This is a genomic window from Bradyrhizobium sp. 26S5 (assembly GCF_036923295.1).
GTDB classification, from domain to species: domain Bacteria; phylum Pseudomonadota; class Alphaproteobacteria; order Rhizobiales; family Xanthobacteraceae; genus Bradyrhizobium; species Bradyrhizobium septentrionale.
Genome location: NZ_CP145948.1, coordinates 4,115,460 through 4,130,141, shown reverse-complemented (window position 1 = coordinate 4,130,141; position 14,682 = coordinate 4,115,460). Strand labels below are relative to the sequence as shown.

Here is a 14,682-nt window from a genome sequence, read left to right as displayed (position 1 = left end):
CCATCGCGAATGAAGGCCGCTCATCGCCCTCCCCCTCCTGCGGGCCTGCCTGCGACAGGCGCCGCCGCACCGTCGCGCACCGCATGCAGCACGCGCGTCACAAAGGCGTTTCCGAACTGGTTTTGAATCAGGCCAATCAGCCGCGCGCGTTCGCCGGCCGAACTCGCGGCCAGGCGGGCTGCGAGCCTGGCAACGTCTTGAGGTAACGCTTCCGGCCCGGCGGAAGGCACTCCCGCATTCCTTGCCGTCGGCGGCTTGTGAACCACGAGCATCTCGTCATCGTGCTTCTTGTCGAGCTCTTTCATGGCGCATCGCGCTCCCGCACCAATGCATAATGATGTCCGAAATCGGATTTTGAGCAGACGCGGCCGATCTTCTGGTATTCCCGTTTGGTGGCGAGAATCACATGTCCCATCGTGATCCCGCCGCCCTCGGCCGACGCGAGAAACGCGCTGCTCAGGGCGATGTTCTTTATGTTGCCGCCCGACAGTTCGAAATTCTGCGCCAGGAATGCGAAGTCAATGTCGGCGGCTAGCGGCGTCCTGTTTGGGAACGATTTTCTCCAGATCGCCTCGCGCAGCCGCGCATTGGGCATCGGATATTCGACAACATGGCTGAACCGGCGGATAAAGGCCGGATCAACATTTCCCTTCATGTTCGTGGCGACAACGATTACCCCCTGGTAACGCTCTATCTCGGTCAGCAGATAGTTTATTTCGATGTTGGCGTAGCGATCGTGCGCGTCCTTGACTTCGGTTCGCTTGCCAAACAGGGCGTCCGCCTCGTCGAAAAACAGCACGCAGTTGTTGCTCGCGCTCTGCGAAAAAATGCGGCTGAGGTTTTTTTCCGTCTCCCCGATATATTTACTGACGATGCGCGACAGATCGATTCGAAACAGATCGATCTCAAGGTCATTGGCGATGATCTCGGCGCTCATCGTCTTGCCGGTGCCCGAGGCACCTGAAAGCAGGACCGCCACCCCCTGAATCGGCCCTACGCTCGAGCCGAATCCCCATTCCTCATAGACCTGCGACCTATGCCTGGCCCAATGGCATACTTCCTTCAATTGCGCGAATGTATCTCCCGGCAGGACAATGTCAGTCCAGCCGTGACGCGGAACAATCTTGTGGCAGAACGCGTGCAGGTTTCGTTCTGCCTCGTCACGGCACCGGCCGTGAAGCGCCGCGCTACTGACAACAGCACGACCGGCGTTATCTTTCGGGGCGGCCGCGACCGCAGCATCGATCGCACGTTCGATTTGCCCCGGCGTGAAGCGAAACTTGCCGCCGAGTGCCGAGACGTCGACAGCGCTCCTGGCACCGGGATGCGGGGTCAGCAAGTTCTGCCACAGCTCCGCCGCCTCGCCCGGAGCCGGATAGGTCAACTCGAAGGGCAGCGGTCGGGGACGCAGGCGATGCCGCAAATCGGCGACAGGTGCTGCGCCCGTCGCTATCACGTCACAGCCGGCGAGTGTACGAAGCGCAATTTCAATGCTCTGGACCTTTGCCCTCTCGCGCTCCGCGTCGTCGCTGAGCTCGTCGATGTCTTCGAGCAGAATAATGCAGTTGCGCAGACGTGCTTCACGCGCAAGCAAGTTGCTCAGGCTTTCAACTCCCGCGCTGCCCGCCAACAGCCTCGACGCGCTCACACGCAGCACGTTTTTTCTGATTGCTGCGGCAAAGGTGACGGTGAGGCGCGCCTTGCCCGCTCCTTCCGGGCCGCTGATGCAGCACAGCGGAAGACTCCCTTTTGACAGCCGGTAGCGAAGCAATTCCTCTATGATTGCGCGATGGCGCCGGTAGTAGGCTCGCTCATCGAGTTGATCGGCCGCGACGACCACTTCCGCGACATCGCCGAGCGCGGAAGGAAGCCGGTCGCTTCCGACGAGAAAATCGGTCAACCCGGGGACGAGGCGCGCCTCAATCGCCGGGAACGCAATATCGAGCGTATCGGAAGGCGGCTCGATCAGCTTGCATCGGAACAATGGAGAGGACGGAGCAAATATCTCCCGTACGCCGATCGGGTCGACGTCGCTCTGCGTCGCCAGCCTGGCAAGCAACCCGAACGTCGGACGCTTCCTCGTCGCATCGTCCTGCAGATAGGCGAACAGACGCGACATTCCAATGTCGAGCTCTGCGGCAAGGCAGCACAACAACGCGGTCCGCTCCACATGATTGAGTCCGAAGGTGCGCGCGGCCAGCGGCAGCCGCAACTCAAGACCGTCTGCTTCGGCCAGCGAAATCTGCCGTTCAAGCGACGTCCGCGCGTCGCTCAAATCGGTCGCGCCATGGCGCGGCTCACGCCCGCCAGCCTTTTGAACGCGGCCTTGTTCCGTCAGATGCCGGTCGACCTGCTCTAGGGATACATACAACCCGCCGAATTCATCGGCGGCGGACCCGTCTACCCGCTTGTTGGCATCTTCAATCTCGTAACGGATCAAGCGGCGCAGCCAATCCATCTCGGCACGGAGGTAGTCGCCGTTCCCGGTGAATCCATCCAAAGATGCCGCGGCATCGAAGATCTCACGTCTGCTCGAAAACATCGACTTTCTGACTCACTCGCGGGACGGTTTGCCGAATTTCGGACTGGATCAGCGCGATCCGCACCTGATAACAGACGGACAAGCGATAGGGGCTCTGCAAAGCGTTCCAGATGCGTGTCAGTTCCTCGAGCGTCACCGGACACATCACGACCGCCAGTTGCTCGATGGTATGCGCAAGCGCGCCGAGCAGGCGCGGACCGGTCACTATGGAATTGTCGTGCAGCACAGCCATCGCATGATTGAGCACTTGATGCGCACTGATGGTGTCCCTCGCATACGGCGTCAGCATGTAATAGAGGTCTATCGCGAGCGGCGGGTACTCCTGCACGCCCGGCGACGGCGACAACCATTGCCGGTTCTTGGCAAACTGGTTCTCCAGCACCTGATAGAGGAAGAGGTTGAGCTTCTTGAAATCCGACTCGCCGCCGGTGGGCAGCGTCGCCGGGGATTCCAGCGTGACATCGAGCTCCGTCAGCAGGCTTTTCAGCGTCTGCGTGACGTCTCCGATGATGTTGGTCTCACCGAGTGCCATTTTTCAAAGCCAACTCTTCAGGTCAGTTCGATGCCTTCACATGCGATCTCGAGCGCCTCGATCGCGACGTCACTGCCATTCGCCTTGAGTTCGGGCCCCGTCCATTTGACCGGGAACGGCCGAAACAACTGCCAGCGCTTGACGGGAAATCCGACTTCATCGAGGAGGATGACCGCGATCTTGTTGTCGATATCCTGGTTCGGATCCGCGGGCCGCCGATTGGGGTTGTCGGCAAGGTCGAACTGCCCCGCCATTACGTCGCGCTGCCAGCGATAGAGAAGATCGGATCCGGGACCCGACGTCACGCCGCGCTTGAGCGCGATGACGCCGACGCTTCCGCCATCCGGAAACTTCAGCATGTGCGAGTTGCGCCCGCCTTCTCGATACTCGAATACCTTGGTTTCCAGCTGGAGGCCGGTGCACTCGCTGAATGCGGCAGCCTGGATAAAGCCCAGCTCGAGGACGAAACGGAAATTGCCAACGGGATCATTTACTCTGCGCATTCACACACCTCGTCAGCCTGCCTCGGTCACACTGACACTTCCCTGCGCACGCGTGACGTTCAGGAAGATGAATTCAGCGGGTTCGGTCGGAGCGATGCCAACCCTGGCGATCACCTGGCCGGCCTCGCTTGTTTCCCGAGGATTTGTCTCTGCGTCGCACTGGACGAAGAACGACCCGCTTCCTCCGGCGGCCGTGGCGCCGCCAAGCACCAGCGTCTGCATCTGGCTTTGCAGCGCAGTCCGGATGCGCGCCCAAAGCGCGGGGCCGTTGGGCTCGAATACCGACCACTGGAGTGAGTTGCCCAGCAGCTTCTTGACGGCAATCACCAGCCGCCGGACATTGACATACCGTGACGCAGGATCGCTGCTCAGCGTCCGCGCTCCCCACAATTCCATCACCGGCCGCTCGAACCTGCGGATGCAATTGACGCCGGCCCGATTGAGGGGATCCTGTTCGGTCCCATCCAGCAGGATTTCCAGATCGACCACGTCATTCAACGGATAGTTGGCAGGCGCGCGGTTGACACCGCCAAACTGATCGGCCTGCGCGATGACGCCGGCGACGAAGCCCGACGGCGGAACCGTTCTCCCAGGCCCACGGTCTCCAAGGCGGAGCCAGGGATAGTAGAGAGCTCCGAACCTGGCGGTGTCGTTGTCCGCAAGACGCTGGGCGATGGATATGACCCGCCCGGGGTCCGTACCTGCGGGCGCGTCGAGCAGCGCAAGGCGATCACCGCATGTCGCCGCGTGATGGAGGACGTGACGCAGCGCCAGGACATATGGTTCATCATCGGCCGACCCGGAAGCCGGCGGGGTCCCGGACTGGCTCGCGAGGTCTGGAACAGCGACCAGATCGATCTCGCCGATGGCCTCCAGTGTGGCGAGCCCATAGCGCTCGCCGGGCGTCCCGCCAGCAGGCGCAAAATACGCCTCCCCTTGATACCCCGTGTACCAGCCCACCTCCATGTCGCCCGGATCGCGCCCGCCAGACAACGACACCTCGGCAACGTTGCCCCCCTCCTCCGCGGCTTTCGAAGCGGCGCCGCGGAGGAGCCTGGATGCTTGTTCGAGCTGACCGACAAAAAAGCGCGGGCCGTCGGCAACGCTGAGATTGCGATGAGTTTCGATCGGCTCAGGGTCGTCGCCTCGAAATACCAGCAGCGAAAACCGCTTGTCGACCGATACGATCGCTCCGACCGGAAACGCGTTGCTCAATGGTGAGGCAAGGATGATTCCGTTATCCGGAAGCAGCCCGCCAATTTTCGCCGTTTCGGACAATGCGGTGTCGGGGGTACGAAGGATCAAATCATCGCCAACTGCGAACCCGTCGGCGTTTTCGACGACGACGCGCTGATCGCGGGCGGCGACCGCCAACGCCGCGCGTGTCCCAAATGCCACGGCTCGTACGCCAATATTGTTTCCCCGGCTTCCCCGCACATCGGCATACTCGGCACGAGCGGTCAGCGTGATCACGCCATCGCCGCCGGGAGGACGCAGATGACCGGAGCTGCTGCGCGACCCATCGCCGCCACCGGTAAGGCGCCCCGATTTCTCCACTGCTTCTGGCGGAACCGATCGGCCCGTCCCACGCAGCCCAGGCGCGACCTGGATCAGGATCGAATGGCCCCGAGCCGGCCGGTCCCCATAGGGCATTGAATCCGGCGCGTTGATCACATCCGCAAAATAGCGCGCATGTGTCGGCGAAACCGAGAGATTGTCGAAGATCTCGATCAGCGCATCGCAGGTCACGGTTAACCTGAATCCGCCGCCCGACACCGCCGTGCCGCGCGGAAGGTTCCGATCGAGCGGATCGCGCAGGTGCACGGTCCTGCTGTTGTGATCAACGTCCTTAATCACTGCCGGCACGGCACCGAACGGATTTCCCGGCGGAACGAGGTTGATTTTCATTCCCTCGATCAAGTCGAGCGTGCTGTCCAGGCCGAGCTTATTCCCGATTGACTCCGCAACCAGGCTCGTCAGCAGGAAGTTGGGTTGCGATCCGGCGCCGGCGCTGACCTGTATTTCATTGCCCCATCGCCCATTGTTGATCGCAGCGACCTCTATCATGCTTCCGTCATCCCTGACCTTGAGCATGCGTTTCGCGGCCGCTAGATGATCGCCGTTCTGGTCACCGTTGCCTGCGCCGAGGTCGCCGACGCGAACGACGAAGCATTTCTTGCCGCCGTTACCAAAGAAGCCGTGGACCGCATCGGAGAGAAACGCATGATCGAGCGGCTGACCAAAAATCGAAACATATTCGTCCCAACTGAAGATCGGCTGCGGTTGGTGCAGCGGACCGCGCTCCGAAATCCCGACAAACCCGGCGACGGCGCTCGACGGGGTCGACGGCTCGGGCGCAAGTCCCCGCGCGTAAAGACCCGGAGCCCCACGGACCAACTGATCCATACTAGCCCTCATTTGCGGCCGCCTCATTGAGCCGGCTGATTTCCTCTACCCACCGCCGCCGTTCGTGATGAACCATTTCGTAGATTTCATCCCGCGACCAATGAAAGTGATACGCAACGAAAGCTACCTCCCGAAACATCTGCTCCAGAGGGTAGCCTAGAATTCCCCCGCGGGTGCGAGCTCCATCTCGAACTTCTCGTCGCAGCGCGGGCACACGATGGCATGCTTGCTCGATCCGTTGCCGTTGATGCGGTTGTAGAATTCCTGGAGGTACGCAAGATCGCTCGCGAACAGCCGCTCGATGACGCCGGGATTCATGTCGCGAACATCACCAAGCCGCGTTATCACCCGCGATAGCAGGATGACGAGAAGATACGCCTCATTGCGCCGTACCCGGGGATCCTCCAGCGGCAATATCTCATCCCGCGCGTTGGCCAGCCGCATGATCCCGCTGCGGTGCAGGTTTCCCTCACTGTCGACGTAACCCTTGGGAAGCGTGAATTCGTATTCGGTTTGCAGGGTCATGCGATGGTCACCCCCTCATGACAGATTTCCAGCTGCTCGATGGCGATCTCGTTCGCGGACGCCTTGAAATCGGGTCCGGTCCACTTCGAGGGCCAGGCATTCTTCAGGTTGAAGCGCAGCCGCTCGGTACGGCTCTCGTCGAGCAGGATGATGGAGATATTCCGGCGCGGTTCGCGGTCCGGAGCATCCGACGGCTCGGTCACCATCTTTCGCCATTCGAAGATCTGCCGTCCAACACCAACACCGCGTTTGAGTGCGATATTGCCAAACTTGCTCAAGCCGATCAGCTTGCGTGCAGTCGTGTCATCGGCGCCTTCCCGGTATTCGATGACGTTCGACTCCGAATTGAGACCGGTGCACTCCGAAAACCCGGCCTGGATCAGTCCCCCGCTCTCGATCAGGAAATTGTATGAAGCGAAGGGATCGTTCTCACGATGAGCCATTTAACACTCCTTCCATCGAAGATCACACGGCAGAGCCGCGCCCGCCGTCCTGCTGCATGATGCGGAAGATGACGAACTCAGCGGGCGTCGACGGCGCAACGCCAATTTCCGTAACGACCCGACCGAGCTTGATCGACTCGGGCGGATTGGTTTCGTCGTCGCATTTGACGTAGAAGGCCTCGGCGGCCGTGGCACCGACCAGCGCACCGCTCAGCCACTGCAGATGCAGGAACGCCGATACGTTGCGTTCGATGCTTTTCCAGAGCGTGCGGTCGTTCGGCTCAAAGACGACCCAGGTCGTTCCCTCAAGAATGGATTGCCGCAGGAAGATGAACAACCGTCGAACGTTGAGGTAACGCCATTCGGGATCACCACTGACGGTGCGTGCGCCCCAGATCGCCGCGCCGACGCCCGGAAACGACCTGATCAGGTTGATGCCCTTCGGATTGAGCCTTTCCTGATCAGCTGCGAGGAAGTTGAAGGTCAGGCCAAGAGCCGAAATGAGCTTTCCGTCAACGACACCGGCGGGCGCCTTGTGAACGCCGCGCGTCGCATCGACGGCCGCATATCGGCCGGCGACGGCACCGGACGGCGGGATTGCGATCTTGCCGCCGCGAGGGTCGAGCACTTCGATCCAGGGCGCATAAAGCGCACCGTATTTGGAGCTGATTGCATTGCCATCAAAGAATGCTCCTTCCGCCGCCTTGAAATCCAGAACATCGTTGGGGACGGTGATCGCGCGCTGACAATCGGCGATGTAGAAGCAGTCCTGGCGCCTTTCACAATATGCCAGGCCGGCGACATGGACGGCGCGCCCCACCGTCTCCGGCACCGCGATGATGTTGACATCGTCAACGCTGTCAAAGGCCTGCAAGCCATCGCTTCCGATATAGTCGTTGTCGCCCGCGCTCCCCGTTCCGTCGCTGCCCTGCGTGAGGGGAACGAAGCCGGCCGTTGGCGCCGGCCGCGGGTCGGCGGGCCTCTGGTCCGGTACCTTGTCGGTGACATGGATGAACTGGGACACTCCATTGACGCGCGTCTCGACGTAATCCTTGCTGGATTTATCCATCGACAGCCTGGTCATTGCTGGCTCGGCGACCTGCCCGCCCTGCAGCACATCCAACTGGAAACGACCTCCGTCCATATGTTTGACCGCGACGGCGAGACCGTTTCCCCATGCTCCGGGTGAGTTCGCCTCGATGGCCAGAACGTTGGGCGGCGTACCGCCACCTGCTGCCGTCAGTGTGATAGCTGCTGCCTTCGGCAGCTGCTTTCCGGCACTGTCGTGGACGCACGCGCGCACCACGTAGCAGGTGTGGCCGCCTTCATCGAAGAAGGCCTTCACGGCAAGCGGCAGAAGCGCCTCACCCGAAAAGTCACCGAATTTTCGCTGGAATTCACTGAAATTATTGACCGGTGTCGCAACTCCAATCGGCCCGCGGGTGGCGAGCCCGACAAACCCGGCCGTGGATGTCCCGACGCCCTCGAGCGGCTTGACGCCGGAGGAGACCTCTTCGACATAGACCGCCGGTGAAAGATATTCTGGCATACCTGCTTCCCCTGAAATGCGCTTCAGCTGGTGCGATCGATGGTCTGCTTCAGACGGAAGATCACGAACTCCGCGGGCCGGGATGGTGCGACACCGATGACGGTCACGACCTGGCCAGCACTCACCACCTCGGGCGGGTTGGTTTCGGCATCACACTGAACGAAGAACGCTTCCTTCTCGCTCTTGCCGACGAGCTTGCCTTCAAGCCATTGAATACGCAGAAACGCACTCACATTCCGCTCGATGCTCTTGCGCAGGGTGAGATCGTTCGGCTCGAACGTGACCCATTGCGTGCCGTTCTCGATCGACTTCTCGAGGAAAATGAAAAGTCTTCTGACGTTCACCTGCAACCATTCGTCGTCAGCCGATAACGTTCGCGATCCCCAGACAAAGATGCCGTCGCGCTGCTTGAGGATACCGTTGATCTTTTGCGGGTACAGGCTGTCATATTCGGCCTTCGTCAGGGCCCTCTCGACACCGGTGGCGACGACCACCTTACCTGTATCCAGGCCCGCCGGCGCCTTGTGTACGCCACGACGGCTGTCGGTCAGCGCATAGATTCCTGCAACCGCGCCCGACGGCGGTACCAGGACGGGTCGGCCCGTCATGACGTCGGCGACTTCGATCCAGGGGTGATAGAGCGCGCCGTACTTGCTGTTCAATGGATTTCGAAAGGCCTCCAGGTCCGGCTCGGTGTTCGGCTTCTCGAGGATGAGAAACAGATCACCGCGTCGTTCACAGTAGCCCAGGGCGTCCGTCAACACCGGGACACTGGCGTTGGGCACGGCGAGGATCGACGCGTCTCTTACTGGAGTGAGGGCCTGAACGCCCGCAATGAAGTCGGCGTCCTTGAGAGCGTCCAGTCCATCACTGCCGCCCTGCAACGATGCGGATCCTGGATCCACCAAGGTCAGATCCTTGTTGTCGCTGCCGTCCCTTGCAATGATGAACAGCGAGCCGGCGCTGTCGGGCCCAAGCCGGATGTCGACATGATCCGTGTGATTGCTGTTGACCAATGACAGATTCTCGTGGACCTCGACGACTTGATCGCCCTTTCGCACGGATATCGTGAAGTCGCGCGCATATACGCGCGTGCCTCTGGTAAACGCCGGCAGCGTTTGGGCTGTGAATTCCACGAGGGTGACAGGCTTCGAACTTCCCTCCACTGTCACCTGCTCCACGCTCACGCGGTCGACCACGATGCGGGCCGCGTTAGCAGCAAAGCCGAGCGTGTCTCCCGGCTGGAGCGGGCCTCCATCTGCCTTCTTCAACGAGCTGAGCTTGATTGCCGAGTTTTGCGGGTCGTGGGGCACGCCAGCAGTGAATGCAATCGGGCTGTCAAGCTTGGTCAGACCTTCGTAACTGAAATCCGGGGCGAACACCGACATGTCGGTTTTCAGTTCGCCGTCGAACAGCTTGTCGGTCGTCCGCAACTTGCCGAGCGTTATGGTGCCCGCGTTCGGATCCTTGACAGCGTCGACCCGGCCGATGATGACGGGATCACCGGCAAACCAGAGCAATGTGCCAGGTTGCACCTGGTCGTTGAGCTCAAGTCTGATTTGCGTGGTGCTGCCGGCCACAATGTCGTCAGCCAGACGGACCGAGAATTTGCTCGAGGGGGTGACCTGGACGGCCAGTTCCTGGCCCCAATCGCCGGGGCTGATGGCGCTGACCTTCAGAGCGTCCGGAACGGCGGTCGCGTCGGGGAGCTTGCCACCGAACGCGCAGGACGCGGCCGCCGTTGCGGCATCGTCAAAATGCGCGACCCGCACGACGTAACAGCGAGTGCCACCCTGCTCGAAAAAATGGCGCACAGCGTAGTACAAATAATGACCCCTGTGGATTGGATAGGGCCCACCGAATATTTTCTCGAATTCAGTCAGGTTGGGGACCAGCGTTGCTGTGCCGACCGGCCCCTTTGTGGCAACGCCGACGAAGGCCGCGGTGGATGTCCCCGCCGCTGCGATCGGGCGGCTCCCGGACGAGATTTCCTCCACATAGACACCAGGGGCACGATAGCTTGGCACGTCAATTCTCCCTCATCTCGCATCGAGACCGCAGAAGTCCTTGCAATTCGTGTTCACCTTCGCCGCGCACCCCGGCCCTCGGGCGCACCGCTGCGCAGCTCGTCCGGCGCCGGTGCCGGAGCCTCCGCTTGCCGCGTCGCGGCGCGGTCCTCGTCGCTCACCTCCGGTTTTGAATCATCGGCCTCAGTCACCCGAACCAGGCCAGCGCGCACAAAAAACGCCAGCTCGGGCGAAGCAAGGACGTCGGCGTCGAGCTCGCGCGTTTCGAATGGGCCGAGCCTCACACTGCCCCGAAGTGCGTGGAACAGGATGGGTTGGTTCCGATACAGGTTGGTTACGAGGACTCGCGACGCCGCCTGCTGTCGCTGTGTCGTCTCGGCCATATCTTTGCCTTTGCCTCTGTGGCTATTGCCTGGTCATTTGAATGTTCTGAAACGTGCGGCCGCCCGCCAATAGATTGATCGTGAGCGTTGCGTCCTGATAACCGGCCCTCGAAACTGCGACCTTCATCGCTCCCGGAGGCTTTTCACCCAAAAAATAGAGTACCGCGTCACCTTGATCGTTCGTCACCGTTCTCATGTCGTCGGCATCGAGCGCGATCGTCGCCAGGGAACTCCCAACAGGGCCGAACACCGCGAGCCGCAACCCCTGTACGTCCACCACTCTCGCGACCGTGCCTTCGACTTCAGCGATCTCAATCGCGGCACCACCAACGGGCGCTTTGGCTGGTCCAGCTTCAACCACCTTGAATGCGGCCACGGTCGTGCCGGCTGGAAACGCGTAGTAAGGCCCCGGCCGCACGAGAAGATTTTGGCTCCGTACGATCCGGAGCAACTGACCCGGCGCAAGCCCGTCGATCTTGTTGAGCACGGCGCCTTTTGCGTGATACCCCTCTAACGGCTCGGCCAATGCGCCGACGAAGTCACCCTCACCTATCACCGGAGCACCGGTATCGATGGATGGAGTCACCACCCGCTCGCCGAAAGTCACCTGCATCTGGCCTGGGACGACTGCTTCTATCGAGACATAGAGCTCGTCCTCGCCGGCCAAAGACAGCTCGACAGCACCCGAGCCAACAGCCAGCGATCGTGAGATTGTCCGATGTTGATATCGCGGCGCGGCGACGCGCACGCGGTATTCGGTGGCTGACGGAACCAGGTCGGAGAAAGCGAAGTAACCGTCAGCCTTCTTAATCGCCTGCCGGACGCTTCCTTCGATGGACACGGTGATGTCACCAGGACCGAGCACCCGCCGTGTCAAGTCATCGGCAATCCGGCCAAAGAATGAAAGCTGGTTCTGATGCACTTCAGCGGAAGTCACGAACCACCTCCCTGGCCCACCGCCATGACCCACGATCCTTCCGCGCCTTTAGCTTTCATTTCTCGCATGTGTGTAGATCACCGTTCCGTCGGCGAGCCTGACCCGCAACAAGCACTCGGTTTCCACCAGGTAGTCCAGCGCTGCCGCAACGTCCTGCGGTGAATCACCCTTACGCTCAGCCGGCATCCACCAGGTCTGTATGCCTTCCGACGTGTCTGCGGCATGCGGATGCTTTTCGACATAGCGTTTGATGATCGTCGCAATTTCAATGCTGCGGTTGTTGTAGATCGCCACGAACAGGAACTCCGGCGGAGCCCATTTGAAATTACTTCTGCAGGTAGCGTGCCAACCTGAAAGTATCGGAACTGTTGGACTTTCGTGCCGGTGTCGCGGGGTACTGGGACAATCCGTCTCCAACGGCTGCACGAGCATCCCGTCACGCGTTCATGCACAGGCTTGATGCGACGCGCATTTTGTTGCCAACACCGGGGGTGAGGACTTTTCTTCTCAGTGTGCAGAAATTAACCTAGGCCGTCCGTGCCACTACGGACGCATCCAACCGGACGAGGTTCGGAACTGCTCACCTAGCAGCCCGTGCTTCCTGACGAGCTTGCTCAATGCACTGCGATCGGTGCCGGCAAGACGCGCGGCCAGCGAGACGTTTCCGCGGGTTCTTGTCAGGAGCTGATCAACATAGCTTCTTTCAAACACGGCGATCGCTTTTGCTTTCGCGACCTTGAACGTCTGTCCGACTTCGGCGGCCGGCTGCGCTGCAGCCTGCAGGTCTTTCATCGCAAGCGACATCTCGTCGCTATCGGCAAGCAGCAGATCGTGCAGGATAAGGTTCTGCAGCTCGCGAATGTTGCCTGGCCAGTCGTAGTTCAACATCCAGTCAACCGCACCGGAGCTCCACTTCTTGGCAGCAATCCCGTATTGAGCGGTGAAGCGGTCGACAAAGTGATTTGCCAGCACGAGCACATCGCGCCCGCGCTCGCGCAGTGGGGGCATCGTGAGCGACAGTATCCTGAAACGAAACAGCAGATCGCGGCGAAACCGGTTTGCTTTGACCAAGTCCTCAAGATCGACGTTGCTGGATGCCACAACTCGCACGTTGCCATGTGTCAACGAACGTCCGCCGACGGGACGGTATTGGTGATCTTCCAGGAATCGAAGGAGTACGCCCTGCGCCCGCGGGGACATCGCTTCGACTTCATCAAGCAGCAAGGTGCCACCTTCCGCTTGCGCTATCAGACCGCGGTGCGCTTGCTTTGCGTCCGTGAATGCGCCGCGCTCGTGGCCGAATAGTTCGCTTTCAATCAGGCTGTCCGGTACGCCACCGCAATTGACGGGGACGAAGGGGCGATCACCGCGAGCGCTCAAATAGTGAATTGCCCGCGCGGCAAGCTCCTTCCCGGTGCCGGTTTCGCCCTGGATGAGCACGGTCGCATCGATAGATGCCATCCGCGCGATAAGCCGTAGCACTTCGTTGAATACGGGAGATTCGCCGAGCAAATTGAGACGGGCGAACGCGTCAGCTGTGGCTTGGGATTGCCGACTGGTCCTCTCCATCTGCATGGGTAGAACTCCTACAGATTGAAAGCCCTTGCGGAGCGAGCAGGGCAAGCGCAATTAACTTGATCGCTAATGCTCTCACACACGTCAGTGCATTCTCGGAAATGCTTTACAGTATATGAACTCACACGGTGACAGGCGCGCAATGCCTGGGCGAGACTGAGAATAACAATTTCAGACTACCAGAGATTGTGAATCCATACCACGGCCATGAAGGGCAAATTGAGTTCATCGGTTCAACAAGGGGTTGCAGACACCCGCTGAGCCGACCACCAAGCCGTCCTTGAGCGAAGCGTTATGTCGAAGCCATCCGCATCGCCTAAATCCTGCGCATGAGTTCTCAATTGATAGCTTTTGTATGAAACCTTATCAGTCGGACGGCTCTCTCCGCTTCGCCCCGGATAATCGGTCGGAAGACGTCTCCGCGTTGATTTCCAAGACAAATCTTTGCAGCATCGGATAAATGCCGACGGCGTGCCCGCCCCCACGGCCTTGAGTTCAACGGATACTTCTTTTCAAACCAGACCTCGCCGAAAGCGCTTGACGCGCGGGCAGCACCGCATCCGATCGCAACGTCCTGGCGTTGCGCAACGCGCCCCCCATTCGGGTGGACAAATTGACACATTGATCTTTCATTCCGACAAACCGCATTGTTTACGGTCCGAGCACTTGACGGGCTTTCAGATTTGCCCGGCTAATTGTTAGTGCGGGAAAGGCGCGAACAAGCGGAGGCGCTATCTCAGCAGAGGCCTGTCAGAAAGCGCTCGTCGTGGGCCGCGCTGAATCCAGCGCCGGCTCGATAGGCGTTGGTTGACCTGCTTGTTGACGATGGAACGGAGCCCAGCTTTGGCTTGATCTCCGGCTGGCCCGCATCGCCGTCAAGAACCGGACCCATGGCGAGTTGAATGCCGCCGTGGCAATTCTAGGAAAGACCCGCTCCAGCAGAGAGCCGGTTCGCTCCCCGACTTCGCCATCCTTCCAACCTCGCGGCTTGAACGATTGCGCGCACTCCGCGGCATACAAGGGCTGGTTCGTTTGGCCTCGTCGGACCGGCCTGATTCGCCTTGCGCCACCTTTCTGCACGATGCAATGCGCTCCAGTACTCCCGCCATCGAAGCTAGATGAATCGCCAAACTCAACCTGCTTAAGTGGAGGTCCATAAATCTGGTCCCTCGACGGATAGGAAAGGATGGAGACAACCCGCGCCAAAACATACGCTAAACTGCGCGATAGCAGCCGCCCGTCCTACTCCCACTCTATCAT

Annotated in this window: 14 protein-coding genes; all 14 read right to left on the bottom strand. The window is 60.5% G+C overall.

The window, feature by feature from the left end; translation table 11 throughout:
- Positions 1-20: 20 nt before the first annotated feature.
- The 14 genes from V5279_RS18885 to V5279_RS18825 all read right to left on the bottom strand — a co-directional run bounded on the left by V5279_RS18885 (position 21) and on the right by V5279_RS18825 (position 13,422).
- Entirely contained in the window at positions 21-305 is a 285-nt protein-coding gene (locus tag V5279_RS18885) for a hypothetical protein (RefSeq protein WP_338699867.1), read from the bottom strand.
- Positions 302-2,542: an AAA family ATPase gene (locus V5279_RS18880; protein WP_338699865.1), complete on the bottom strand. Its 2,241-nt coding sequence runs from the start codon at positions 2,540-2,542 to the stop codon at positions 302-304. The genes V5279_RS18885 and V5279_RS18880 overlap by 4 nt, the downstream gene beginning before the upstream one ends.
- Positions 2,523-3,074, bottom strand: a complete 552-nt coding sequence (locus tag V5279_RS18875; RefSeq protein WP_338699863.1) for a DUF4255 domain-containing protein — start codon at positions 3,072-3,074, stop codon at positions 2,523-2,525. The genes V5279_RS18880 and V5279_RS18875 overlap by 20 nt, the downstream gene beginning before the upstream one ends.
- 17 nt (positions 3,075-3,091) lie before the next feature.
- Positions 3,092-3,577, bottom strand: coding sequence for a phage tail protein (locus V5279_RS18870; protein ID WP_338699860.1), 486 nt, complete (start codon positions 3,575-3,577; stop codon positions 3,092-3,094).
- Positions 3,578-3,589: 12 nt separating this feature from the next.
- Positions 3,590-5,983, bottom strand: coding sequence for a phage tail sheath family protein (locus tag V5279_RS18865; RefSeq protein ID WP_338699858.1), 2,394 nt, complete (start codon positions 5,981-5,983; stop codon positions 3,590-3,592).
- 1 nt (position 5,984) lies between these two features.
- Entirely contained in the window at positions 5,985-6,122 is a 138-nt protein-coding gene (locus V5279_RS47085) for a DUF6760 family protein (protein ID WP_414645935.1), read from the bottom strand.
- 17 nt (positions 6,123-6,139) lie between these two features.
- A complete protein-coding gene (locus V5279_RS18860) occupies positions 6,140-6,508 on the bottom strand; it encodes a hypothetical protein (RefSeq protein WP_338699856.1) in 369 nt (122 codons plus the stop codon).
- On the bottom strand, positions 6,505-6,951 hold the full coding sequence (locus tag V5279_RS18855) for a phage tail protein (protein WP_338699854.1): 447 nt from the start codon (positions 6,949-6,951) through the stop codon (positions 6,505-6,507). Before V5279_RS18855 ends, V5279_RS18860 begins: the two co-directional genes overlap by 4 nt.
- 22 nt (positions 6,952-6,973) lie before the next feature.
- Positions 6,974-8,296, bottom strand: coding sequence for a phage tail sheath family protein (locus V5279_RS18850; RefSeq protein WP_338699852.1), 1,323 nt, complete (start codon positions 8,294-8,296; stop codon positions 6,974-6,976).
- A 227-nt stretch (positions 8,297-8,523) separates the two neighbouring features.
- The gene (locus V5279_RS18845; RefSeq protein ID WP_338699850.1) at positions 8,524-10,527 is read right to left on the bottom strand and encodes a phage tail sheath subtilisin-like domain-containing protein; all 2,004 of its coding nucleotides are present in this window, start codon (positions 10,525-10,527) and stop codon (positions 8,524-8,526) included.
- A gap of 53 nt (positions 10,528-10,580) precedes the next feature.
- Positions 10,581-10,910, bottom strand: coding sequence for a hypothetical protein (locus V5279_RS18840; protein WP_338699848.1), 330 nt, complete (start codon positions 10,908-10,910; stop codon positions 10,581-10,583).
- Between the two features lie 22 nt (positions 10,911-10,932).
- Positions 10,933-11,847: a hypothetical protein gene (locus tag V5279_RS18835; protein ID WP_338699846.1), complete on the bottom strand. Its 915-nt coding sequence runs from the start codon at positions 11,845-11,847 to the stop codon at positions 10,933-10,935.
- A 48-nt stretch (positions 11,848-11,895) separates the two neighbouring features.
- Positions 11,896-12,141 (bottom strand): hypothetical protein, encoded by a 246-nt coding sequence (locus V5279_RS18830; RefSeq protein ID WP_338699844.1) that lies wholly within the window; start codon positions 12,139-12,141, stop codon positions 11,896-11,898.
- A 249-nt stretch (positions 12,142-12,390) separates the two neighbouring features.
- Complete coding sequence (locus tag V5279_RS18825) at positions 12,391-13,422, bottom strand: sigma-54 dependent transcriptional regulator (protein WP_338699842.1); 1,032 nt, start codon at positions 13,420-13,422, stop codon at positions 12,391-12,393.
- Between the last annotated feature and the right edge of the window lie 1,260 nt (positions 13,423-14,682).